Annotated in this window: 25 protein-coding genes; 10 read left to right on the top strand and 15 right to left on the bottom strand. The window is 33.3% G+C overall.

The features are described 5' to 3' along the window. Nucleotides 1–118 precede the first annotated feature (118 nt). Nucleotides 119–1618, bottom strand: coding sequence for a hypothetical protein (locus DFR66_RS10940; RefSeq protein WP_114754881.1), 1500 nt, complete (start codon nt 1616–1618; stop codon nt 119–121). 356 nt (nt 1619–1974) lie between these two features. Between DFR66_RS10940 and polA the strand changes: the two genes are divergently transcribed. Next, entirely contained in the window at nt 1975–4818 is a 2844-nt protein-coding gene (polA, locus tag DFR66_RS10945) for a DNA polymerase I (RefSeq protein WP_114754882.1), read from the top strand. A gap of 82 nt (nt 4819–4900) precedes the next feature. Here the strand turns inward: polA and DFR66_RS10950 are convergent, their stop codons facing one another. Next, nucleotides 4901–5923 carry a LacI family DNA-binding transcriptional regulator gene (locus DFR66_RS10950; protein ID WP_114754883.1) on the bottom strand — a complete coding sequence of 341 codons (1023 nt, stop codon included), beginning with the start codon at nt 5921–5923 and terminating at the stop codon, nt 4901–4903. A gap of 341 nt (nt 5924–6264) precedes the next feature. On the opposite strand from DFR66_RS10950, the gene rplM reads away from it, so the two are divergent. The 7 genes from rplM to DFR66_RS10985 all read left to right on the top strand — a co-directional run bounded on the left by rplM (nt 6265) and on the right by DFR66_RS10985 (nt 12602). Beyond that, nucleotides 6265–6720 carry a 50S ribosomal protein L13 gene (rplM, locus tag DFR66_RS10955; RefSeq protein ID WP_114754884.1) on the top strand — a complete coding sequence of 152 codons (456 nt, stop codon included), beginning with the start codon at nt 6265–6267 and terminating at the stop codon, nt 6718–6720. Continuing rightward, a complete protein-coding gene (gene rpsI, locus DFR66_RS10960; protein ID WP_114754885.1) occupies nt 6720–7106 on the top strand; it encodes a 30S ribosomal protein S9 in 387 nt (128 codons plus the stop codon). Before rplM ends, rpsI begins: the two co-directional genes overlap by 1 nt. 218 nt (nt 7107–7324) lie before the next feature. Next, complete coding sequence (gene rpsB, locus DFR66_RS10965) at nt 7325–8122, top strand: 30S ribosomal protein S2 (RefSeq protein ID WP_114754886.1); 798 nt, start codon at nt 7325–7327, stop codon at nt 8120–8122. Nucleotides 8123–8229: 107 nt separating this feature from the next. Beyond that, the gene (gene tsf / locus DFR66_RS10970) at nt 8230–9192 is read left to right on the top strand and encodes a translation elongation factor Ts (protein ID WP_114754887.1); all 963 of its coding nucleotides are present in this window, start codon (nt 8230–8232) and stop codon (nt 9190–9192) included. A gap of 454 nt (nt 9193–9646) precedes the next feature. Next, nucleotides 9647–11020, top strand: a complete 1374-nt coding sequence (locus DFR66_RS10975) for a S8 family peptidase (protein ID WP_199755514.1) — start codon at nt 9647–9649, stop codon at nt 11018–11020. 365 nt (nt 11021–11385) lie between these two features. Further along, nucleotides 11386–12039 carry a queuosine precursor transporter gene (locus DFR66_RS10980; RefSeq protein WP_114754888.1) on the top strand — a complete coding sequence of 218 codons (654 nt, stop codon included), beginning with the start codon at nt 11386–11388 and terminating at the stop codon, nt 12037–12039. Next, a complete protein-coding gene (locus DFR66_RS10985) occupies nt 12036–12602 on the top strand; it encodes a DNA-3-methyladenine glycosylase I (RefSeq protein WP_114754889.1) in 567 nt (188 codons plus the stop codon). The genes DFR66_RS10980 and DFR66_RS10985 overlap by 4 nt, the downstream gene beginning before the upstream one ends. Nucleotides 12603–12663: 61 nt before the next feature. Here the strand turns inward: DFR66_RS10985 and aat are convergent, their stop codons facing one another. The 3 genes from aat to DFR66_RS11000 form a co-directional block, all read right to left on the bottom strand. After that, on the bottom strand, nt 12664–13302 hold the full coding sequence (gene aat / locus DFR66_RS10990; RefSeq protein WP_114754890.1) for a leucyl/phenylalanyl-tRNA--protein transferase: 639 nt from the start codon (nt 13300–13302) through the stop codon (nt 12664–12666). Between the two features lie 97 nt (nt 13303–13399). Beyond that, the gene (locus tag DFR66_RS10995; protein ID WP_114754891.1) at nt 13400–13780 is read right to left on the bottom strand and encodes a DUF3127 domain-containing protein; all 381 of its coding nucleotides are present in this window, start codon (nt 13778–13780) and stop codon (nt 13400–13402) included. Nucleotides 13781–13804: 24 nt separating this feature from the next. Beyond that, on the bottom strand, nt 13805–14686 hold the full coding sequence (locus tag DFR66_RS11000) for a flavin reductase family protein (protein WP_114754892.1): 882 nt from the start codon (nt 14684–14686) through the stop codon (nt 13805–13807). Nucleotides 14687–14860: 174 nt separating this feature from the next. Between DFR66_RS11000 and DFR66_RS11005 the strand changes: the two genes are divergently transcribed. After that, complete coding sequence (locus DFR66_RS11005; RefSeq protein ID WP_114754893.1) at nt 14861–16009, top strand: sensor histidine kinase; 1149 nt, start codon at nt 14861–14863, stop codon at nt 16007–16009. 1 nt (nt 16010) lies between these two features. Here the strand turns inward: DFR66_RS11005 and DFR66_RS11010 are convergent, their stop codons facing one another. The 3 genes from DFR66_RS11010 to greA all read right to left on the bottom strand — a co-directional run bounded on the left by DFR66_RS11010 (nt 16011) and on the right by greA (nt 18176). After that, nucleotides 16011–17177, bottom strand: coding sequence for a transglutaminase domain-containing protein (locus tag DFR66_RS11010; protein ID WP_114754894.1), 1167 nt, complete (start codon nt 17175–17177; stop codon nt 16011–16013). Nucleotides 17178–17272: 95 nt separating this feature from the next. Beyond that, the gene (locus tag DFR66_RS11015; RefSeq protein ID WP_114754895.1) at nt 17273–17665 is read right to left on the bottom strand and encodes an HIT family protein; all 393 of its coding nucleotides are present in this window, start codon (nt 17663–17665) and stop codon (nt 17273–17275) included. A 34-nt stretch (nt 17666–17699) separates the two neighbouring features. After that, on the bottom strand, nt 17700–18176 hold the full coding sequence (gene greA, locus DFR66_RS11020; RefSeq protein WP_113664987.1) for a transcription elongation factor GreA: 477 nt from the start codon (nt 18174–18176) through the stop codon (nt 17700–17702). Nucleotides 18177–18338: 162 nt separating this feature from the next. On the opposite strand from greA, the gene DFR66_RS11025 reads away from it, so the two are divergent. After that, the gene (locus tag DFR66_RS11025; RefSeq protein WP_114754896.1) at nt 18339–18752 is read left to right on the top strand and encodes a Rieske (2Fe-2S) protein; all 414 of its coding nucleotides are present in this window, start codon (nt 18339–18341) and stop codon (nt 18750–18752) included. Here DFR66_RS11025 and DFR66_RS11030 read toward each other — a convergent pair whose 3' ends face one another. From DFR66_RS11030 to DFR66_RS11060, 7 genes are all read right to left on the bottom strand, one after another. Then, nucleotides 18753–21422, bottom strand: a complete 2670-nt coding sequence (locus DFR66_RS11030) for a carboxypeptidase regulatory-like domain-containing protein (RefSeq protein ID WP_114754897.1) — start codon at nt 21420–21422, stop codon at nt 18753–18755. It abuts the gene before it with no gap. Nucleotides 21423–21476: 54 nt separating this feature from the next. Further along, nucleotides 21477–22211, bottom strand: coding sequence for a GLPGLI family protein (locus DFR66_RS11035; protein WP_114754898.1), 735 nt, complete (start codon nt 22209–22211; stop codon nt 21477–21479). A 93-nt stretch (nt 22212–22304) separates the two neighbouring features. Continuing rightward, a complete protein-coding gene (locus DFR66_RS11040; RefSeq protein ID WP_146841170.1) occupies nt 22305–22565 on the bottom strand; it encodes a hypothetical protein in 261 nt (86 codons plus the stop codon). A 425-nt stretch (nt 22566–22990) separates the two neighbouring features. After that, nucleotides 22991–23710 (bottom strand): GLPGLI family protein, encoded by a 720-nt coding sequence (locus DFR66_RS11045; protein WP_114754900.1) that lies wholly within the window; start codon nt 23708–23710, stop codon nt 22991–22993. A gap of 170 nt (nt 23711–23880) precedes the next feature. Then, entirely contained in the window at nt 23881–24135 is a 255-nt protein-coding gene (locus DFR66_RS11050) for a hypothetical protein (protein WP_114754901.1), read from the bottom strand. Between the two features lie 74 nt (nt 24136–24209). After that, complete coding sequence (locus DFR66_RS11055; protein ID WP_114754902.1) at nt 24210–24917, bottom strand: GLPGLI family protein; 708 nt, start codon at nt 24915–24917, stop codon at nt 24210–24212. 76 nt (nt 24918–24993) lie between these two features. Continuing rightward, entirely contained in the window at nt 24994–25251 is a 258-nt protein-coding gene (locus DFR66_RS11060) for a hypothetical protein (RefSeq protein ID WP_114754903.1), read from the bottom strand. Nucleotides 25252–25933: the final 682 nt, after the last annotated feature.

Raw genomic sequence — 25933 nt, forward strand, 5'->3', positions numbered from 1 at the left:
AATAACAAAAGAAAAACGCAACCATAACGGGTATTAATCAAAATTTAACGGTTGATGATGCTTTAGTTACATAAAAAACCCCAAAAAAATTGGGTTTTTTTAACAACAACTATCAAATTTATTTTACAACTAGTGTCATGTTTGGTGTAACAATACTATCAGATAATAAATTTGAACTAAACCTTTGCACAAATACTTCAACAAAATCATTAGGACTTAACTCCACAAGTGCATTTAAAGGTAGCACTACAATGTCATTTACAACTAATCCTCTACCATAAATCTTATACTGCGAAACTACAGTGCCGTTTCTTGCCACATAAATTATGTACGTACTCGGATTTGAAACCTGAAAAGAAATTGAGCCACTTACTTGAAAAAATCTTTTTCTTCTTCCTTGATAAATTAATCTGTTATTGACGCCACCTGTTGAAAAACGAAACAAATTTGTTGAAGTTGAAACCGCTTGTACTTTTACAGTATTACTTGGGTTTGTTGTGTTAAAAGTTGTTGACGCGCCTGAGCCTACCGGATAATCAACAGAAAATTCACCCACTGCGTCAGAATCTGTTTCGGTAGGGATTCCAGCGCACAGTACAATCCAGCTATTGTTAAAATTATAACCAGGAAAAGTTCCTGATGTATATCCGTTTACATATCTCCCTGCAGAAGTTAAAGCACCCGTAAACACAACAGTTTCAAGAACTGCATCGCCGTTTATTACAGGATTCGAAGACACATCAAAACCTATGTTAGCTCCTACTACCTCAGTAAAACCGCCTTGTTTTTGTACCAAATCAAAAGTTCCTTGCAGTCTTTCATAAGTACCACTATTGTTACCAAACCATCCTGCGTTACTTATTAGTAATTTACTAATGTTTTCGTAAACAATACCTGTAGTATTTGCAGCATATTGCACGATACTTATAAATACTAAACCCAAACCACTAATAGAACCAACATTAGAGGAACCTAAAACAATAGAGTCTCTAAAAATTAAATTTTGAGTAGCGTTACCGCTAATATTAAATACTTTACCACCTCCAGAAACCTGAATTGATAGACTACGAATACTGCCTCCAGTTGCTCCGTCAAATAAATTGCCAGATGTTCTTATTAGTCTATCTTCGTTAGTATCTACCCCTGATATGTAAGAACTATTTAAATCAATTGGCAAATCAAAAGTAACAAAACCGTTTATTTCATATAAAGTTCCTGAATCTAAAAGATATTTAGTTCCTCCACCAGCAACTTTCTCAGCTGCCAGAACAGTTGCCAGAACATCTGTAGATTTAATTCTCTTAAATTTAAGTCTGTCGGTAGTACCACCACTATTAATTACACTCCAAGATGTAAGAGAGGAATTGAAATGATAAAACGCTTTCAAATCTGTATCATATACCATCAATCCATCGGCTGGAGAGGCAATAGCCGTACGTTGAGCTGTTGTCATTCTCGGCGTCAACATGCCTTGAGTTGTAGATGATACATCTAGAACTGAACTTGCATGGGGAGTAATTGTTCCTATGCCTACTTGGGCAAACACATTTGCTGTTATTATCATGAAAAATAACACACAGGCTTGTAAAACCTTTCTAGAAAAATAATTTTTTTTCATAAAATAACGAATTAAAGATTAAACATTAAGAGTCTCAACTGACACATAATTTCTTGTGTAAAAATAAACAAAATAACGATTAAATGCATAAATAATCGTTTAAATACATTATTTTTATTATTATATATCTTAATTCTTACAATTTTATAAAAACTAATAAATTTTTATAATCAATTTCTTTCACCTTATTAAATTATAGCGTACAAAATCATTATCCTTTACAGGTAAAAAAACATCTATTAGCCATTTGTAGAAATCTAAAAAGATCTATTGTACCTATCAGAAGAAAAAAATCAATCCTTTACTCCTTTATCTCACAAGTTTTGTACTTTTGAAAACTTTACAAAATCACAATTATGTCACAACAAAAAAGACTTTTTCTACTTGATGCTTATGCTTTAATTTTTAGAGGTTATTATGCTTTTATCAAAAATCCAAGAATCAACTCTAAAGGATTAGATACTTCAGCCATTATGGGATTTATGAATTCTTTGATGGATGTCATCAAAAGAGAAAAGCCAGACCATTTAGCCGTTGCTTTTGATAAAGGAGGTAGTGAACTGCGTAATACTATTTTTCCAGAATATAAAGCACATCGAGATGCTACACCAGAAGCCATAAAAATAGCTGTTCCTTATATTCAGGAATTGCTAAAAGCCATGCATATTCCTATAATAGAAGTAGCCGGTTATGAAGCAGATGATTTAATAGGTACTATAGCAATACAAGCCGAAAAGCAAAACTACCAAGTCTTTATGGTAACTCCAGATAAGGACTTTGCTCAACTGGTTTCTGAGAATATATTCATGTACAAACCCGCTCGTATGGGTAACGGCATTGAGATTTGGGGTATTCCTGAGGTTTTAGCAAAATTTGAAATCGAACGACCGGATCAAGTAATTGATTTTCTTGGGATGATGGGCGACGCAGCCGATAATATTCCTGGACTTCCGGGAGTAGGTGAAGTGACGGCTAAAAAACTGCTGAAGGAATTTGGAACCATGGAAAACCTCTTAGCAAATACAGACAAACTGAAAGGTAAAATGAAAGAGAATATTGAAGCTAATAAGGAAAAAGGACTATTGTCCAAAACCTTAGCAACAATAATTTTAGATTGCCCAGTAGATTTTAACGAAACTGATTATGAACTTTCTACACCGGATGTCGAAAAAACAGATGCGCTATTCAATGAATTAGAATTCCGTAGAATGGCAGAACAATTTGATGCCATATTTAAAAAAGGCGGAACCGCAACAATCAACAGCAATACGGTTGACGAAACCAAATTATACAAAAAACCACAACCAAAAAGTGAAGATCAATTCGACCTATTTGCAAGTGCCATTCAAGATGATTCCTCAGATGAAACACGTCATCAATATTATAATTCATTAGAAAACACAGAACATTCGTACCAAATCATTCAAGGAGATTTAGGCTTAAAATTACTGTTACAAAATTTACAAAAACAGTCTTCTGTTTGTTTTGATACTGAAACTACAGGACTTGATGCTTTACATGCTGAATTAGTGGGCGTATCTTTCTCTTACGAAAAAGGAAAAGGATTTTATGTTCCGTTTCCTGAAAATCAAGAGGAAGCACAGACTTTGATAGAAAAATTCATTCCTTTTTTCGAAAATGAAAACATAGAGAAAATTGGTCAGAATTTAAAATATGATTTAAAAATTCTTTCTAATTATAATGTTACCGTAAAAGGAAAATTATTCGACACCATGATTGCACATTATCTGATTAATCCAGATATGCGTCATAATATGGATATTTTATCGGAAACGTATTTGAAATATTCGCCTCAATCCATTGAAGCCTTAATTGGTAAAAAAGGGAAAAACCAAAAATCAATGCGTGACGTTGAACTAGAGGAAATCAAGGAATATGCCGTTGAAGATGCTGATGTGACCTTGCAACTCAAGGAAATATTCACATTAGAACTGGATAAAACCGACACCAAAAAACTTTTTGAAGAAATCGAAATTCCATTAGTAAAAGTTCTGGCTGATATGGAAAAAGAAGGAATTCGTGTAGATGTGGGTTTCTTAAAATCACTGTCTAAAACATTAGACGATGATATTAAAATATTAGAAGCTAACATATTTGAAACTGCAGGAGAAAAATTTAACTTGGCTTCCCCAAAACAACTGGGCGATATTTTATTTGATAAATTAAAGATTGGTGGCGTAAAACAAAAGAAAACCAAAACCGGTCAATATGCAACTGGAGAGGAAATATTAAGTTATTTAGCCGCCGAAAACCCAATTGTAAAAGACATTCTGGATTGGAGACAATTAGTAAAACTGCAAAACACTTATGTCGAGGCTTTGCCAAACCAAGTAGACAAAATCACAAACCGAATTCACACTGATTACATGCAAACGGTGGCAGCAACAGGCCGTTTGAGTTCGAATAATCCCAACTTACAAAACATCCCGATTCGTACCGAACGTGGAAGACAGATTAGAAAAGCATTCGTTGCCCGAGATGAAAATTACACTTTGGTTTCTGCGGATTATTCTCAAATAGAATTACGTGTAATTGCGGCATTAAGTGGGGAAGAAAATATGATTAAGGCATTCCAAAATCATGAAGACATTCACAAATCTACTGCTTCAAAAGTCTTTAATGTACCACTTGAAGAAGTGACTCGCGAGCAACGTAGTCATGCCAAAACGGTAAATTTTGGAATTATATATGGTGTTTCGGCTTTTGGGTTGAGCAATCAAACTAATTTATCTCGCAAAGAAAGCGCTGATTTAATTGAGGCTTATTATCAAACTTATCCAAGATTGAAGTCCTACATTCAGGAACAAATAGATTTTGCCAGAGAGAACGGCTATGTACAAACAATACTTGGACGTCGTCGTTATTTGAAAGATATTAATTCGCAAAATGCCATTGTTCGTGGCGGTGCAGAACGAAATGCGGTAAACGCACCGATACAAGGAAGTGCTGCCGATATCATCAAAATTGCGATGATTAACATTCATGAAAAACTAACATCTGAAAACTGGAAAAGTAAAATGTTGTTACAAGTTCATGATGAGCTTGTGTTTGATGTGCATAATGATGAACTCGAAAAGATCAAACCAATGATTAAACATGAAATGGAAAATGCTTTCAAATTAGAAGTTCCTTTGGATGTTGATTTAGGAGCTGGAAAAGATTGGTTGGAAGCGCATTAAAATCATATTTCATTTACTCAAAAAAAAATCTCTAATCATTCAAAAACGATTAGAGATTTTTTATATCATATTAAATGAGTTGCTACAATTTTCTTGTTGACTCTCTTTCTTTCAATTTGGTTTTTATAACAACTGTTTCATAAGGAATGTGTTCTTCTTTAGATTCTAATCTGTCAATTAGTAATTTAGCAGCCACTTCTCCTATTTCTATTCCGTGCTGACTTACGGTTGTTAAACTTGGAGACAATCTACGGGAAGCAAGAATTCCGTCTGCAAAACCTATAATTGAAATATCTTCTGGCACTTTAAATCCTTTTTTGAGTGTGATACGCAACGCTGCGACAGAATCATTTTCCTCCAAAGCAAAAATTCCATCAATATTATTTTGAAAAACTTTTTCAATTCTCTCTTTTAAATCATCTTCTGAATCCGTTGTTAGAATAATATCATGGTTGACAACAATATTGTTGTTTTCCAAGGCCTTCAAGTAGCCTTCGGCTCTAAGCTTACCAACACTTAAATTATCTATAGAAGACAACAAAGCGATATTTTTGCAGCCTAAATCAATTAGATGTTGGGTAGAATTTAAAGCAGAATCAAAATCATCTACAATTACTTTATCACAATCAACACCATCAGCTATTCTGTCAAACATAACAATTGGAGTTCCATCATTGATAATTGCAGAAAAGTGATCGTAATCCTGGTTTTTTTGAGCTTCCTCAGAAACGGAAACGATAAAGCCATCAATAGTTCCATTACTTAACATTTCTAGGGTATGCGCTTCTTTCTCTGCAGATTCATTGGAAATACACATAATGACATTATATCCTTTTTCGTCCGCTACTTTTTCGATACCACTAAATACTTTAGCAAAAAAAGAATTCAGAATATTTGGAATAATCACGCCAATCGTTTTTGTTTTTCTGTTTTTAAGATTCAACCCAATAACATTTGGTTTGTAATTTTTGAGCTTAGCATATTCTTTAATTTTAATCTTGGTCTGCTCGCTAATCTCGGGACTATCGTTCAGTGCTTTAGAAACTGTAGAAACAGAAACATTCAGTTCTTTAGCGATTTGTTTTAAAGTTGCTTTGGCTTTCATAAAAAAGAGTTTGATATTATTTATAAGTAAAACAGCAACAAGATATGAATAATTAGAATATTAACTGTTTAAATGACAAAAATAGCCAATAAAATGTAAAATTTGTTTCTGAAAATTATAAATGTATAATAAAATTAAATCAAAAGCACAGCAGATTAAATTCAACTCAGGCAGAAGTGAGAAACACAAATTTAATCTTAGAATAATATTTTAAATATACATTTGATAATCAGAGCAAAAACGAGAAAAAAATATTCATTTAAGGTATTTGTATTTAAAATAATTAATTGTACTTTTGCAACCCCTTTATTGGGGATGGAATGTTTAATTAAAAATATATTATGGACGCATTAAGCTACAAGACACAATCAGCAAGCAAAGCCACCGTTACAAAAGAGTGGATTGTTGTAGATGCTGATGGTCACAACTTAGGTCGTCTTGCTTCAAAAGTCGCTATGATTTTGAGAGGTAAGTACAAGCCAAGTTACACACCACACGTGGACTGCGGTGATAACGTAATCGTTATCAACTCAGAAAAAATTAACCTTACAGGTAACAAAATGGATGAAAAAACATACATCCGTCACACTGGTTACCCTGGAGGTCAAAGAACTTTAACTGCTAAAGTATTGCAATCAAAAAACCCTGCATTACTAGTAGAAAAAGCTGTAAAAGGGATGTTACCTAAAAATAAATTAGGAGCTGAGCTTTTTAGAAATTTAAATGTTGTAGTAGGATCTGAGCACAAACAAGGCGCTCAAAAACCTAAAACAGTTAACCTTAACGATCTTAAGTAATGGGAGTAATTCACAAAATTGGTAGAAGAAAAACGGCTGTTGCACGTGTTTATGTTTCAGAAGGAACAGGAGTAATCGTTGTGAACAAAAAACCATTCGAAACTTATTTCCCAACTGCAACTTTACAGTACAAAGTATTACAACCTATGTCTATGACAGAAAATGTAAGCAACTTTGACGTAAAAGTGAATGTTTACGGAGGTGGTTCAACTGGTCAAGCAGAAGCTGTAAGAATGGCATTAGCACGCGTTATGTGTGAAGTAAATGCTGAAAACAGAGGAATATTGAAACCAGAAGGTTTATTGACAAGAGATCCAAGAATGGTTGAACGTAAGAAATTCGGTCAGAAGAAAGCTCGTAAGAGATTCCAATTCTCTAAACGTTAATATTCAATCTGAATTTAATTCAGATTTTCACGTTGACGGTCTGGTTTTATTATCAGCATAAACGAAAAAATGCTGAAATAAATTCAGCATAAAAATTTAAAAAAAACAGTTGTTGTTGCTCTCCTATTGAGGTAGGAAATAGTTTAGCATCTAAATGTTTAAAGCCGAGAAATCGCCATTTATACATTGCTAATCAACAGAACGTAAACTAGAACAAAATGGCAAACAAAGTAGAAGTAAAAGACTTACTAGAAGCAGGTGTTCACTTCGGACACATGACTAGAAAATGGGATCCAAACATGGCTCCTTACATTTATATGGAGCGTAATGGTATACACATTATCAATCTATATAAAACTGCAGCAAAAATTGAAGAAGCAAATGACGCTTTGAAAAAAATCGCTGCATCAGGTAGAAAAATATTATTCGTTGCTACCAAAAAACAAGCAAAAGATATCGTTGCTGAAAAAGCAAAAGCTGCAAACATGCCTTACATCACAGAAAGATGGCCTGGTGGAATGCTAACTAACTTCGTAACTATCCGTAAAGCTGTTAAAAAAATGGCTACTATTGATAAAATGAAGAAAGATGGTACTTTCATGACCCTTTCTAAAAAAGAGCGTTTACAAGTAGATCGTCTTCGTGCTAAATTAGAGAAAAATTTAGGTTCAATCGCTGACATGTCAAGACTACCAGCTGCATTGTTCGTAGTTGATATCAAAGCGGAACATATCGCAATAAAAGAAGCTCAAAAATTAAACATTCCAGTTTTTGCAATGGTTGATACAAATTCTGATCCTCGTGAAGTAGAATATGTAATTCCTGCAAATGATGATGCTTCTAAATCAATTGATAAAATTTTAACTTTAGTTACTGCTGCAATTGTTGAAGGACTTTCTGATAGAGGTTCTGACAAAGAAGCTGAAGCTACTGCCGAAGTTGTTGCTCCTGCTGCTGAAGCGGTAGAAGTTGCTCCTGCTGTAGAAGCTGCTGCGCCAACTGCAACTGAAGAGTAATAAAATAAATTAAAGATTGAAGGATTTAAAGATTTAAATTATTGATTGTAGAATTAATAATAAGATCCTTAAATTTTTCAATCTTTTAATCTTTAAACAAAAAAATTATGGCAACAATTACTGCTGCGGACGTAAATAAATTAAGACAAACTACAGGTGCCGGAATGATGGACTGTAAAAAAGCTTTAGTTGAAGCTGAAGGAGATTTCGATAAAGCTATACAAAACCTTAGAGAAAAAGGGCAAAAAGTTGCTGCTAACCGTTCTGACCGTGAGTCTTCTGAAGGTGCTGCTGTTTCTTTTATTAATGCTGACAAAACTAAAGGAGCTATCATCACTTTAAACTGCGAAACAGATTTCGTTGGTAAAAATGAATCTTTCGTTGCTTTAGCTAAAGATTTAGTTGAAAAAGCAATCAACTTTTCTTCTAAAGAAGAGTTCTTAGCTTCGGATTTTAACGGAATTACTGTTGCTGAAAAATTGATTGAGCAAACTGGTGTTATTGGTGAAAAAATCGAAATCGGTGGTTTTGAAATTTTAGAAGGTGCATTTGTTGGATCTTATGTTCACGTTAACAAAATTGCTGCATTAACTGCTATTTCTGCTGCTGTACCTAATGCAGAAGTTTTGACTAAAGATGTGTCTATGCAAGTGGCATCAATGGGAGCTGATACATTATCTTACAAAGATTTTGATCCTGCTTTTGTTGCTTCTGAATTAGCTGCTCGTATTGCTATAATCGAAAAAGAAAATGAAGAAGCAAAACGTTTAGGAAAAACTTTAAAAAATGTTCCTAAATACATTTCTTTCTCTCAATTAACTGAAGAAGTTATAAAACAAGCTGAAGAAGATGCTAAAGCGGAATTAAAAGCGGAAGGTAAACCAGAACAAATTTGGGATAAAATTATTCCAGGTAAAATTCAACGTTTTATCTCTGACAACACTACTTTAGACCAAGAAAAAGCGTTACTAGATCAAAACTTCATCAAAGATGATAGTAAAAAAGTTGGTGATTATGTTAAAGATTTCAATGTTGAAATTACAGGTTTCAAAAGAGCTGCTTTAGGATAAAAACGCTTTTGATTTCAAATAATTTCTATTTGAAATCAAATTATTATACAAAGCCCCATTTCAAAAAATTTTGAAGTGGGGTTTTTTTATGTCTCGTCAAAATCAAACCTGTAGAACACTATTAAACTTAAATCAGAGCGCCATAAATCCAAAAAATGATTCTCATTAAAATCAAATACTTTCATTAAAACAATAATCAAATAACCTTAAATGAGGCACTTATTAAACTGCAATTACAATCAGTTTACACAGAAGTGTCTCCATCTTGTTGTGAAAATTACTATGGAAAATAACATTTTACTATCACTGTTAAAATTTCTGCACACCTACAAATAATTATTATAGCTTAGTTTTTATTACAATTATATAAGAATACCATAAATTTTTAATATCATTAATGTATTATTATGATTTTTTTTTATAGTTTTACAAATGTTAACCAAACCATAAAATTATGAAAAAATTATTTTTGGGCGCTTTAGCCATGATTGCCATTTCCTCTTGTAGTGATGAAAACTTAAATACTACAGCTGAAGTACAAAATAAGGTACAACCTGCTTATGTAGCAAACCAAATCCTTATTAAATTCAAACCTACAGAAATAGGTGCCAGAACATCCAGTAACGTTCTGTCTCTAATTGGTGGGTCGACAATTGAGGTAATAAATACCAAATCCATGCAATCTTTTAGTACGAAAACAAAAGGACAAGAAGGTAAACTTTTATTAGTAAATTCAGATTTGGGTACAATGGAAGCTATTGATCTGATAAAAAACCTAAAAGAGGTAGAATATGCAGAGCCTAACTGGATTTACAATCATTACGCAGTATCAAATGATACCTACTTTACTAATAGTTCTCTTTGGGGAATGTTAGGATCTACAACTTCTCCATCGAACCAATTTGGTTCAAATGCAGCAGTTGCATGGGCAAACAATAAATTAGGATCAGCAACAGTTTATATTGGAATCATTGACGAAGGTTATATGTATAACCACGAAGATCTTGCCGCAAACGCAGGTAAAAATCCAGGAGAAATAGCTGGTAATGGTATAGATGATGATAGAAACGGACTAGTTGATGATGTGTACGGCTGGGATTTTGCGGGAAACAATAATACTGTTTTTGATGGAGTTGAAGACGACCACGGAACTCATGTTGCAGGAACTATTGGTGCTGTAGGTGGCAACGGTAAAGGTGTTGCAGGTGTTGTATGGAACGTAAAAATGTTAAACGCTAAATTTTTAGGCGGAACTGGAGGTACATTGGCTAATGCTATTAAAGCAATTGACTATTTTACTGACTTAAAAACAAGACATGGAATGAACATAGTAGCTACTAATAACTCTTGGGGTGGTGGTGGATTCTCTCAAGGTTTACAAGACGCTATTGAGAGAGCCAATACTGCGGGAATATTGTTTATTGCTGCTGCAGGAAATAGCGGAACTAACAATGATGCCACACCAAGCTATCCTGCAAGTTACCCTAATGCAAATGTAATTGCCGTTGCATCTATTACAAGTACCGGAGCTTTGTCTAGTTTTTCTCAATACGGTGCTACATCAGTTGATATAGGAGCACCTGGTTCTGGAATTTGGTCTACAGTTCCTAAACGTTCTAAAGGCAAGAATATTTCAAGCTATGCTAGCTATAATGGAACTTCAATGGCAACTCCACATGTTTCTGGAGCTGCTGCTTTATACGCTTCATTAAATCCTGGAGCAACTGCAGCACAAATTAAAGGGGCACTTTTGAATAGTGCTACACCTACTGCATCTCTTTCAGGAAAATGTGCAACAGGTGGCCGATTAAATGTAAGTGGTTTCTAATATATCACAATATAATAAAACAAAAAGAGTACACTAGTTGTACTCTTTTTTTATGGCCAAGATTTTTTTATTATTAAAAATTATAATTGTAAAATATTTAAAGTAGAAATAAATTAAAAAGCAAAGCAAAATACAATTGCTAAAAACAATTTGTCTTATTTTATGTTAAATTCAGGACTAACAAATAAAAACTGTAACTAACTTCAATTAAATCTTCCTTCATTTCTACTGATATAATTAAAAATAAATCAACCGATTTTATTCAATAAAAATAGAATCATTTTTAGAAAAATTTACCTCGAAAACAACAACACAAACTAATACATTTCAAATAAAATATTAATTTTGATTACAAATAATTAATCATGTTCAAAACCAAAAAAGAACTTGTCTTTATCATCCTAGCGGGGATATTTATCACTAATGCTGTTACTGCAGAGCTAATTGGGGGGAAACTGATACAAATAGGACCGTTTGTAATGAGCATTGGGATTTTGCCTTGGCCTATTGTTTTCCTGACTACTGATTTAATCAATGAGTATTTTGGAGAAAAAGGGGTAAAGAAACTATCCCTAATCACAGCAGGGTTAATCGCCTACTCTTTCCTTGTTTTACTTTTTGCGATCAATATTCCCGCCGCAAAAGGAATCAGTCCGGTCAACGATGAACAATTTTTTGCAGTTTTCGGACAAAGCATGTGGATTATTGTAGGTAGCATCATCGCCTTCTTGGTTTCTCAATTGATTGATGTGACTGTTTTTTGGTTTTTTAAAAACCGTACAGGAAACAACAAAATATGGCTGAGAGCAACTGGTTCTACTGTTATTTCTCAGTTATTCGACTCTTTTATTGTTTTAGGAATTGCTTTTTGGTTACCCGGAAAAATAAATTTTGATACATTTTTAACCTCAGCATTAACGGGTTATACTTTTAAACTTGGTATTGCCATTCTTTTGACTCCCTTAATTTACCTAGGTCATTACTTAATAAAAACCTATTTAGCCACTGATAACGAATGATTACAGACGATAAACCCCGCTGTGGATGGTGTACTTCGAGTGATTTGTACAAAAAATACCATGACGAAGAATGGGGCGTTCCCGTATATGACGACGCCACTTTATTTGAGTTTTTGCTACTTGAAACATTTCAGGCTGGACTGAGCTGGATTACTATTTTGAACAAGAGAGAAAATTTCAGAACTGCTTTTGACCAATTTGATTACAAAAAAATTTCGCAGTACACCGATGAAAAAATACTTGATTTATTACAAGATGCGGGTATCATTCGCAACAAACTTAAAGTATATTCAGCAGTTACTAATGCCCAAGCATTTATTAAAATCCAAGAAGAATTTGGTAGTTTTTCTAAATATATATGGAATTTCACGGGTGGTAAACCCATTCAAAACAACCGAGAATCCTTGCGAGAAGTTCCAGCTACAACACCGCTTTCAGATGCTATTAGTAAAGATTTAAAAAAGCGCGGGTTCAAATTTGTGGGTTCAACCGTAGTCTATGCACACATGCAAGCCACTGGAATGGTTGATGATCATGTAGCAAATTGCTGGAAGAAAAAATAGTATTTCATTTTGTAGCCTCAGTTTACAGTTGGAAAATAATATAAAATTCGGGAGTAACATATTATTTGTTTTTCAGAATTTTCATAAAATCCTCTCTTTCTATTTCACGACAACCCAAACTTTCGAGATGTGGATTATAAACTTGGCAATCCAATAGTTTGTAATTTTCTTTTTTTAAGTGGCTAACCAAAGCAATAAACCCTACTTTGGAAGCATTAGAAACTTTAGAAAACATACTTTCTCCACAAAAAACATGACCTAAATCAATTCCATACAAACCGCCAACCAACTCATCATCTTGCCAAACTTCAACTGATTTTGCTACCCCTAATTCATGGAGGCTACAATAGGCTTCGATCATATCATTAGTAATCCAAGTTCCGTTTTGACCGTCACGTTTTATATTCTGACAGTTTGAAATTACATCTCTAAAATTTTGATTAAAAGTAACCTTAAAAATATTCCGATTCAGAATATTTCGCATACTTTTTGACACAATCAATTCATCCAGAAACAAGACCATTCTAGGATTAGGTGACCACCAAGTAATGGGTTCGCCATCTTCAAACCATGGGAAAATTCCATTCCTATAAGCAAGCTGTAAACGATCAGTAGACAAATCCCCACCAAGAGCAAGAATACCAGTAGAATTAGTCTGAGAAACTGGAGGGAAGAACAATGCTGTAGTTAAATAATACATTTTTCAATTTCAAAAATCAATAGCAATTTCAAAAAAAAAGTCAGAAATTCAAGTACAACTCGAACTTCTGACTTTTAACTTTTAACTTTTTTATGTCTTAGAATGGCAAATCATCTGCTTCTTCTTCGTTTAAGTTAGTTGCTGGTGCAAATGCTTCAGCAGCTGGCATTGGAGGCATTTGCGCTGCAGAAGGAGCTTCAGCTTGCAATTTCCCTATTCTCCATCCTTGTATAGTATTAAAATATACCGTTTCCCCTTGAGGATTTATCCATTCTCTACCTCTTAGATTTATATCAATTTTTACAGGCTCCCCTACTTGAAAACCGTTTAATAAGTCACATTTGTCCTGAACAAACTGAACTAAAATATGTTGTGGATACTGCTCATCAGTTGTAACAACAACATCTCTTTTTTTGAAACCTCCAGATCCAACTTCTTTAGTTTGATCGATCATTTTAATTTTTCCTGTAACTTCCATCTTCTATGTTTTAATTGTTTTGCTCTATTTTTTTCTTTCTGCTAAAAGTACTTTCCATGCAGAAAACACGTCATTTGCATTTAAATATTTTTTAGCTTCAAGATGCACTTTTAGCTCATCGTCGGAACTTAAAACTCCTTTTACCGCAAAATTTTGTTTTACAAATATACTAACTTCTTCCTTTGTGGGCAAGGCTTCAATATTACCTAAAATCCCTAAATCGTTTCCATCAAAAACAACGCTTTCTTTTATAAAATCTGGAATCGAATCTACTCCAATCCCTAATGTAGATAGTGGTTTTGGAACTTCAAAAAGTCCTTGATTTGATCTGGAATACCAATTGCCGCCTAATCTGGAGACCAAGTCTATTTTATGTTGATCAATCGCTCCGTTTTCATCTAAAAAAGACTCTTCGATATGAATTCGCAAGACTTCACAAAGCACTAAATTACCAGCTCCGCCCTCTGTCCCTAATGGAATAATCTGAGTGACTTTGCATTCAAATTGAACGGGTGATTCCTTAACTCTAAAAGGTTTAACAACCTCTGAGGCAATGGGCGTCAAGCCCGACTTTACAAACTCATCTACTCCATCAGCGTATTCTGTACTTGCCAGAGAGGTTTGCTGAACTATATCATAATTAACCACATTAATAACTACTTCTCGAGTGGCTTCGGCATTGATTAACGTATGTTTTATCGAATTATCACGAACGCGTCTTGCAGGCGAAAATATCAAAATAGGAGGATTAGCACTAAATACATTAAAGAAACTAAAAGGCGATAAATTTGCATTCCCTTCGGCATCCATAGTACTGGCAAAAGCAATAGGCCTTGGTCCAACGGAACTTTGCAAATATCCTTGTAATTTTGCAGTTTCAATACTTTTAGGATCTATTGTAATCATACGTTTTTAATTTATTGCTGAAAGATACAAAAGTAGACAAATGAATTAAGTTTAAGAAGCAGTAAATTCAATTTAGAATAAAATAAAGGATAGCTAATCTCAAAAAAAATCTTTCCCTAAAAATAAAATACTACAGCTTTTATTTCGTTATATTTATACCTCTAAATTATATTTATGCAGTTTTCTGAAAGAAGAAATACGACTCGTTGGGTTATTATTTTTGCATCCTTTTTAATCATTTCATTAATTCTCTGGAATACTTATACTTTTTTTCAAATCTTCAAATATGAGGAGCGAGTAAAAATGAATCTTTGGGCAAAAGCTCAAAAAACGCTCAACAATGCTGGTGAGAATACCGATGTAGAACTTCCGCTTCAGATTTTCAGTAACAACACTTCAATCCCTATTATTCTTACTGAAAATGACCGCATTATAAACACTGTAAATATTGATGATGCCATTATAAAAGATGAGCGCAAAGCCAAGGATTTTTTATCCAAATTAAAAAGCGAAAATGAACCAATAGTCATTGAATATGTACCCGGGAAATTTCAAAATTTATATTATGGAAATTCCGCATTACTAAATAAGCTAAAATATTACCCAGTGGCTTTAGTGCTTATCATTGTGCTTTTTGGAGCGCTTGTTTATAATTTTTATAGGAGTACAAAAATGGTCACGCAAAACAAACTTTGGGCAGGAATGGCAAAAGAAACGGCACATCAGATAGGAACACCACTCTCATCACTAATAGGCTGGGTCGAACTCTTGAAGTCTGAAAATGTGGACGAAAGTACTACTTTTGAAATAGAAAAAGACATTGAGCGTTTACAAACCATCACTGATCGATTCTCAAAAATAGGATCGGAACCCAAATTAGAAAATAAAGATATTGTTGCCGAAACACAACAATCCTATGACTATTTACAATCCCGATTCTCCAAACAAATTGAGTTTTCGTTCAAAGCGCCTAATTCAAGAATTATGGTGTCGCTGAATCCTACATTACACAGTTGGACCATTGAGAATTTGGTAAAAAACGCAATCGATGCGATGAAAGGAAAAGGAAAATTAGCTTTAAAAATTGAACAAGACGGCGATTATGTAAAAATAAACGTTTCAGATACTGGGGGAGGAATTCAAAAAAAACAATTCAAAAGTATTTTTGAACCTGGTTTTACTACTAAAAAAAGAGGTTGGGGATTAGGCCTTTCCTTAACCAAGCGAATTGTAGAAGAATATCACAAAGGAACTATAAAAGTCTTGAATTCAGAAATTGGAAAAGGCACAACGATGCAAGTCAGTTTCAAAAAAACAATTTGATTTATCGAACTCTAAACTGTACCGCTTTAGAGAACATTGTTTTTCTGACTATTTTTGACTTGCTCAAATAATTTTTAACAAACAAAGAATGTTCCTCTGCTTGTGATAAAGCTACTCCAATTGATTTTTTTATCGATTCCGCATTCGCTTTATTTTGACTTCCTACAGAACCCACGCTATAAATATTGTTCTGGCAATTGATTAGTATTTCTTTTGGTGTTTCAATCATGCTGCTAATTTCAGAGTCTGACAAAGCAGGATTGAATTTATTATTTCTGTAACGGATAAATTCATTCAATAACACTACGGCTTTATTCATTTCAATAACAATAGCATTCAATTTTTCAATATTTGTCTTTTGTCGCAAATAAACCAACTGTTGCTTTTTTCCTTCATAACGCTCCAAAATCATGTCGTTTTTTAAACCATTTTTTTCTATTCTTTCTACCGAAGCAAATAATTGTTCTGCTTCAGGTAATACATTATACTTGATAATTTCGTTCTCAAAATCAAAATATTTCTTGTCTTTATTGATTTGGATTTTTCCTTCATAAAACTCATTATTGGTAATAGGATAATTCAAAAATTGCCACAAATAATCAAATGGAATATGGGAAGCTATAATTTTAGAAGGCTCAGCTTTGAAATAAGCTTTATTTAATTTTTTATAAAATTTTCCATTATTGACATAGCCAGAACCCCAAGTTGCGTCAAAAATAAACCACTTTTTATCAATTTTGGCTGCAATCCAAGCATGCGCTAGGTTACTTACTTTTCCATTTTGCTTGTTGTATCCTTCTATAATATAGGATTGAATTCCAATTTTCTGGGCCAGATCATTAAAAACAGAAGCATAATGAATACAAACCCCTTTTCTGGTTTTTAAAGTCCTTGCGATTTTTTGCTGCACCGTTTCTTTGAAGTTTACGGCATACATTCCAGGAATATCGTAACTGATATTGGATGCGGTCCAATAATAAGCCGCTCGGATTTTATCTGATTCTGTTTTGAAATTAGCGTTGATATAGTTTGCAATTGTTTGCGTAGAAGTAGTTGCAGCAGTGGGAATAGCCTCCATTTTAGCATCAACAACAGCATAACGAGGATTTGCTTGTCCAAAACTCAGCGAACAGCAAAAGAAAGAAAGCAACAGAAAAATATTTTTCATAGTATATAAGGAGGCGTCATAAATTAGAAAAGGGAAGAGGTTTGCACCTATTCCCTTTTAAACGAAAACCATACCAAAATATTTTATTTAAAAAATTACTGTAAATTGGTTTTTATGCTTGCCGCCAAAGTTTCAAATTCGTCTTTGGATAACTTTACTTTGTTTTGAAAACGCATTTCGTCCATTTCATTCAACGGAATCAAATGCACGTGCGCATGAGGAACTTCAAGTCCTACCACTGCCATTCCAATACGTTTGCAAGAAACTGTTTTCTCGAGCGCAACTGCAATTTTTTTTGAGAACTGCATTAAACCCAAATACAAATCATCATCCATCTCAAAAATCTTATTGATTTCTTGTTTAGGAATACAAAGTGTGTGTCCTTTTGCATTGGGATTTACATCCAAAAACGCCAAGAAGTTTTCATCTTCAGCGATTTTGTAACATGGAATTTCTCCGTTTATGATTTTGGTAAAAATACTTGACATCTTGAATCGATTAATCGTTTAAATCTTTAACTATTTAGTCACGCGAAATTTCCAAAATTTCGAATTTCAAAATACCATTCGGCACTGTGATTTCAGCAAATTCACCCACTGATTTTCCTAGCAAACCTTTCCCAATAGGTGAAGTCACAGAGATTTTTCCTGTTTTTAAATCGGCTTCACTTTCTGCAACTAATGTATAGGTCATCTCCATACCATTGGTTTGGTTCTTGATTTTTACATTTGATAAAACTAAGACTTTAGAAAGATCTAAATGAGATTCATCAATTAATCGAGCGTTAGAATGCACTTCTTCTAGTTTAGCAATTCGCATTTCAAGCATTCCTTGCGCTTCCTTAGCCGCATCATATTCGGCATTCTCTGAAAGATCGCCTTTATCTCTTGCTTCAGCTATATCCGCCGATGCTTTTGGACGCATTACGCTTTTTAAATAATCTAATTCTTCTCTTAATTTCTTCAACCCTTCTGCGGTGTAATACGATACTGTACTCATAAATTCTTTATTTATATAAATAGAAAAAATCCCATCAGGACGGGATTTCTTTCCACAAAGATATTATTATTTTTTTTTCGTCTTAAATTATATGTTAATCATATATAATTCAAAGTTAAATAAATTAAATTTGTTTCACTAATACTTTGACACTATTTTAAAATGAAAAAATACCTGCTCCTTTCCGTTATAATTCCTTTCTTTTTTTCGTGTAGTGATTCTGGTTTTGATAATACAAATCCATTTGTCCCTAATTATACTTTTACGATAGATATTAATATGAATTTGCCTGCGTATTCAAATCTTAAATATGCTAGCAATGCTATTTATTACGCTGGATTAGGCGCACGTGGCATTATTGTTTTTAATACCGGTAGTGGCTATAATGCCTTTGATGCAGCTTGTCCTAATCAAGCCATAAGCTCCTGCTCTACAATGACCATAGATGGAATAAATGCCGTTTGTGGATGTGACAGTAATGAATATAGTTTGTTTACCGGACAAGGACAATTGCAATATCCTATGAAACAATATCGTGTTCAGGTAAATGGAAATGTGCTTCGGGTTTATAATTAATTACAGTTTATAACTCACGGAAAGCATGAAAACCCTTGGCAATACAAAAGTGGTGCGCTGACTGATGAGATAATCTGAGAAGGAAAAATCATTTTTTACCTTGTTATCAAAAAGGTTATTCACCATTAGCTCAAATCCAAAAGGACTGTTCTTTTTTTGATAACGCAACGATGTATTGGCGATGTCGTAGAAATTACTCTGCTTGTTGCTATTCGTATTTTTCAGATTTTCGTAACTGCATTTGAACGTCCAAAATTTTGCGATGCTAATGTCAAAATCAGATGTAATTGCATCGGTTTGAAACTGAGACTGGGTCAAGCCCGAAAACTGACTAAATCCTTTGTTGTATCCTATACTAAAGCCCGGCCATTTTTTGTGTGCCGTACGAAGTACTACGCCCAACCTTTGATTGTTTCTATTGTTTAAAGTTTCGGTATTATTTAGTGTTTGAAAATACGTAAACCAACTAAAATTAGTATTAAACCTCAAATTAAAACGGTATATTTTTTTGCTAAAAGAACCGTTTACATTGTAATTCGTTTCGGGATTATCACTTAAAATTGGGGTATTGAACTGGTTGATACCGTCTAGTTGAATTTCGTTACGGATCGTTCTTACTTTTTGATTCCAACTCGCCATTGCGTTCCAAGTGATCCCGCGATACAAATTAGTTTTCGTGTAACGCAGGTTGGCATTGTGGAAGCGCTCGTTTTGTAATAAGGCATTTCCTTTGTAAACCAAGTTATAATTTTGCAAGGTAAACTGCTCCGCTAGTTGGGTGGATTGTGGAAAACTATTTTCTAGTTTGTAAACAAAATTTAAAGATTCTGACTTATTAAACTCATAATCGCTGTTCCATTGTGGTTGCAAAAGTGTTTTAGTAAGTGCTCGCTCTCCTGACTTTTGATCTGTAGTTAAATGATACCAATGCGCGTACAAGCCAGGTTTATTCGTCCATTTCCCTATTCTGAACTTATATTCTAAACCCACATAGGCATCATTCAATTGGTATTTTATCGAGTTCCCAAAACCAGACATAGCAAAATCATTGACATTCCCGTTGGTTAGTAATTGCTGCTCTGTGGTTTCTAAACGGGAATTACCGTAATTATTCCCCACATTGGTGTACAAGTGATTGAAATTATTGATAATCCAGTAATGTTTAAAAAGCGCATCAACACTATTGGTTTTTACTTTTTTAACTTGTTCAATGCGGTACGCGCTATCCTCTTGCAGCGGAATAAGTCCTGCCAAAAAAGGCTGATCAGTAAACCAGTTGGTTCGTGGCGTGTTATAATCGTATGCTTGATTGATTACTAAAGTGGTGGTGTGTTTTAGATTGTAACTTTTGTGCCACTCAATATATTGTTTTATGGCAGTATTATCAGCTTTGTTGAGTGTTTCAAAAATACTCGCATTGACATTGGTAATCGAGTTGATGGTGTTTGAAATTGAATTATTACTCGACTGGTATTGTCCGTTGTAGTACCATTTTTCTTTGGCGCTAGGCGAATAATCGAGTTTGATATTGCCAATTCCTAAAACAGACCGATTGGTACCTTCTTGCAGTCGGTTTTCAAAAGCAATGGCACTGTTTTGCAAATACTCATTTTTACTTTCGGTTTGCGATGCCGTCAACACTTTCGAAAAAATAGAAAAGCCAGAAATAGAAAGTTTTGATGAAGTATCGTGGCTGAAGTTAAACGCCCCAAATTGAGACGTATTCTGAACCACATCCTGATTATCATTGGCAAAGGAATACAAATTCGTAAGTGATTTTCGACCTGATAAAAAGGTACTCATGCCACCACCAAAACGCATTAAATCATCAAATGTAAAGGTGCGTTTACCAATGTTGTTTAAATCACCTATAAAACTTAGGTTTGTTTTAGGAGCGTAATAAAACAAAGCGGCGTGGCCAAGATAAAAACCATTATCGGCATTACCTACTTCGGCACCAGCCTCAACATCACCAAAAACAAATTTCTTTTTATCGGCTTTGAGTTTTACATTCATGGCCAGTTCATCACTATCCGAAACCTGCTTCATAAAACCCACTTCGTTAAAGTGGTCAATAACTTCAATTTTATCCAATGCATCAGCAGGAATGTTTTCAACCGCTAGTTTAGAGCCTCCACCAAAAAAAGATTTGCCTTCAACAAGCATTTTAGTAACTTTTTTACCTTGTACGGTAACGCCTCCGTTTTTATCGACTTCAACACCAGGAAGTTTTTCAAGGACTTCTTTCATTTTACGTTCGTTGCCGTTGGCAAAACTTTTAACGTTAAACGTCATGGTATCCTTTTTAATTTCGATGGGCTTGAACTCGTGTTTGATTACAATTTCTTTGAGTTGTTCTCCGGTAGGTTTTAATTTAAAATCGTGTGTAGTCACCACAGCATCAGCTTCCAGAATAAATACTTCCTCTACAAACCCAATGTACGAAACCGTAATTTCATACTTCACTGCTTTTTCCAGCTCTAAGCGGTAGCGTCCTTTATTATCAGCAATAGCAAATTTTAAGCTTGCTTTTTCTTGCAAGGGTTTTGCAATTACGTTTGCAGACTCTAATGGTTTGTTGTTCTCCTCAGCCACCACACCAGTAATGGAGCGGGATTGAGAGAAACTTAGGGTTGTAAATAAAAGAAAACAGAAGAGTATTTTATGCATTGAAATTAATTATTATTTGGAATTATGGTAATTAAAAGATTGACCTTTCCTTTATTATTGCGAGTTTTTCTCTTTTTCTCGTTTTTTACCTATAATCACCCCTGCTTCTGAAGATTCAAGTTTTTTTTCATATTCCTCTTTAGATATTGTTCTGCCCTTTGGGAAGTATATATTTTGGTCATCTTTTATAAGTTCAATATTTTTCGCACTATAGACAGTTTTGTCCTCGTATAATTCTAAAATTAATCCAGGTAATCCATGAAAATCTTTAGGACCGTAAGAATATGGAAGTTGAGGTGCAAACCAAGCAATTATCTCTTTTGTTTTGGTTTCTCCCTTTCTGTTAATAAAAGTTCTTTTTAAAATACCTTCATAACACAGATAAGAACCAATTAATTTTGAATTTGTTGTTATGGTCCAATTTAAAGATAAATTATCATCCTTAACTATAAGTCCATCGTCTTTTTTGATGTACTCCGTTTGTGCCTTCTTGTCAAAGTAAATCTCATCTGCAGAACTAAATGCTAATTTTGCGATGGTATTTATTTGCGCCTCATAGGCTGATAAGGTATTCATACTTTCAATGCTTTTGAAACTAGAACTTGTAGAATTAAACAATAATTGAAATTCTTGCAGATTCGCATTTTGCAATAAAGTCTCCATTAAAACTTTTTGTTCCGCTTTGACGGTATTTGCAGATGGACTAACTTGTATAGCATAAATAACCTTTCCTGACTGAGCTTGAATAACATTTACCAAAAACAAAAATAGTAGCAAAAATTTTTTCATCAATTTTAAATTAAGATTGTAAAAAGAACTTTCTCAATTAAAACTGAGAAAGTTCAAGTGTTTCCGATGTAAACTTTAACTATATTAAGAAGTTTACAACATGCAAAGTCCCATTAAGGCACTTAATAAAAGAGGTTTATCCTCTCCACCATTAATAATAGATTCGTAAAGTAAAATAGCAGATTCCTGACATGGAGTAGCTGTTCCCTCGTTATCACCAGGACCTTGCACAACTGCAGCTTCTACTTTGTTTTCGTTGCTAAATACAACATCTTCTTTAACTTCTCCTGTATTCGCCATTGCAGCTCCACTAAATGCTACCACTGCTAGAGCGGTAAATACTAATTTCTTCATTCTTAAAATTTTTAAATTTATTAATAGTTTTTTTTGGTTAACCAAGTCAAATATCAAAAAAAAAAAAAAACTATTTAAAAGAATTTACTTTAAATTTTAACTATAATTTAACAAGTTTATACTCTTTATAAATTTAACAACTAATACAAATTGAACACTTTACAAAAAAATAGAATTTAGAGAGCATACTTTACAAAATGAAAAAGGCAACGATAGCAAAAATAACTAATTTGTACGTGTTTTTATTGTGTATTTATCTTGGCTGATAGTTTTGTCTTTTTACCTTCAGAGGTTTTCGCCATTGCAGCGCCACTAAATGCTACCACAGCTAAAATGATAACTACTAATTTTAAATTTTCATTCGTCAAACATTCTAATGAACGAATTTACTGCGTAATCTTTAAAGAATTTACAGTTTAAGTTATCTAATTCATGTCTCGCAGTAAGATATCTTCAAACTCAGCAGGTGTAATAAATTTACCTTTTTTAGGTTTTGAAAAATCTATGTTTTCAGCTTTGATATTAAATTCTATTTTAGTCGCGTAAAAATACAATCTCCCATTTATGCTTCCCTCTAACACCAAACCCGGCAGGCCATCTAAACCTGCCGGCCCAAATGAAAATGGCATTTCAGGTGTAAACCAAACAATTGGATCAATAGATATATTTTTTTTTCTAAACTTTGAATATTCACTTGTATGCGAAACAGCTTTGTAACACGTATAACCATTTATCTTTTTTGTTTCTGAAGTTATCTCCCAAGTATATTCTTCGAAGGGGTGAACAAGATTAAACTCTTCTCCCATAGTATCCATATGCTCCAATTTTTGTTTGGTAACAAGGTTGTAGTACCTTTCTCCACCGGCAATTATATTTGCCATTTTACTAAACAAATCATCCGCCAAACTTATTTTATTGATTTGCTTAAAAACAGCAACCTCTTTTGTAAAATACAATGCTAATTCCACTTCTTTTAATGCTTCGTAAGAAGGATCAACAGACTTTTCCTCTTTTTTACCAGAATCATATCTGTCAATTTTATAATAGACAGCGTTGACCGTATTTACATTCAAATTTGATGAATTGTTTAAAGTAAAATTGCAAAGCAGAAAGAGCAAATTCACCATTTTGTAATTTAATATCATTGTGAATTATTTATACATTTAGAATTATTTTTAAATTTATTTTACTTAAAAAATGATCAATAAAACTTTTTAATTAAAATTAGAAAGGTAATGGCTTTTAAAACAAAATTCATTACCTCTCTATACTTTTAAAAAATACTTAAATCAAACAAACTTTTCAGTTTCTGATTTTACCAGTTCTCAGAAATGTGAGCCTCCTTATTATCTGAAACGCATCTATCGTAAAAAAGCTTATACATCAATGTTGCTCCAGTGCCTGATAAACAACCATTGTCTTTCTCATATTTTTCAAGTTTATCTTGAGCTACCGTAGAGCAATTTGTAAACAATGTATCTTTCTTGACTTCTTTAACCTCCTCAGTCTTTGCTATTGCAGCTCCACTAAATGCTACCACTGATAGAGCGGTAAAAATCATTTTCTTCATTCTTAATTTTTTTTTGATTTTTAAATTACGATTAAACAAAAAAATTCCGGAGATTAGTTTTCTTGTAAATATGGTTATTCAATAAAACCATTCAGTTTATCATAGGCTTCTTCTAATTGTTTCTGATTTAAGATTTTTATTTTTTCAAAAGCTTTGATATCAAAATTTGAATCACTATCTAGTTTTATATTTTTTGCTCCGTACACAGTATTTCGTACCCGAAGTTCTAAAATCAACCCAGGCAAATTTCCATAACCGACGGGACCGTGCGGAAACGGTAATTTTGGACAATACCATGCAATTACAGGATGGCTAAAAATTTTAGATCCGTTAATTACTGTATAGATATTAGTGGCTTTGTAACATAAATAATTATCTATTAATTTGGTCTCATTAGTCAAAAGCCAATTATCTTTCAAATCCTCTTGTGTGTAAATGTTTTTTCCTAACAAATCCTTTTGAAATAATAGTTTTTCTTTTAAGGTGTAAACGGTGCCTGCATAATGTGCCATGCCATAGATAAATCCTTTTAAACCGGGAGCACTGTCATTCTCTAAATTTGCTTCGCTATAAAATTTAGAACCATTTTCTGTTATGATTAATTGAAACGTTAGTTTTTTAGACTCAAGTATGGATTTTTCAAGCATGTTTTTTAACACGGCGTTATTATCAAATAATCCTGCTTCCTTTTCTATTATTAATCCGTAAGCCACCGTAACATTTTTACCTTGGCTGTAACCTACAGCTGCATATAAAATTAAAATAACAATGATTTTATTCATCTTATATATATCAATAACACACCAAAATCATCGAAATTGGTGCGTCATTACATTTTAATTAAATTTAGTTTCTTGTTTATTGCAATATTGTGGCATCGTTTAATCCCAAACACATAAAATAAACAGAATAGGACATACCAACGGCAGCTTCGTGACTAAATCCAGCAGCTTTCGCATCAACGTAAGCTACAAACTTTGCTGTATTACAATCCGTGGTCGCAAATGTTTTTTTCTTTGACGTTTTTTTAATGCTTTCTTTTACTTCAAAATTCTTCGCCATTGCAGCTCCACTAAATGCTACCACTGCCAGAGCGGTAAATACTAATTTCTTCATTTTTTACAGTTTTTAAATTTATTAATAGTTTTTTTGGTTAACCAAGTCAAATATCAAAAAAAAAAAAAACTATTTAAAAGAATTTTCTTTAAATATTAACTAAATTTTAACAAGTTAATACTTTTAATAACTATTAACAAATAAATGTTTTACAATAAACAGAATGTAGAGACCAAACTTTACAAAATGAAAAAGGCAACGATAGTAAAAATACTAATTTGAAAGTACGTTTTTGGTTTATTGTTCATCAGTAATTGTTTTACCTATTGAATACTCAATTTTAAATTCTTTTTTACAAAAAAGTTGCTTAAAAATGATCGCACAAATAATTATTAGTACCTCCAAATACTATATTAAACCTAGAATCCTCCAATTTCGTTTTGACGATTATACCAAATGCTAGTTTAAAACTACCAAACACAAGGATACCTCTTTTTTAAAGCTCCTACAATACCCACTTTTGGTGATATTCCCTCCTATTAATAAATAAAAAATCCTGACAGCGAACCGAGGGCACTGAAAAAGTCTTTTTAAGAATTAATTATATAATAAAAAAGGAGTAGAAAACTATAGTTTTTTGCTCCTTATTTCGTATTTTTAACTGTAACCATAAGGCTTTTTAGATGTTAGTTCAGCAACAAAAAATTCAGTTCAGTCCGTATTCTTCGTTATATGATTTAAT

The sequence above is a fragment of the Flavobacterium glaciei genome (assembly GCF_003350545.1).
Lineage (GTDB): Bacteria > Bacteroidota > Bacteroidia > Flavobacteriales > Flavobacteriaceae > Flavobacterium > Flavobacterium glaciei.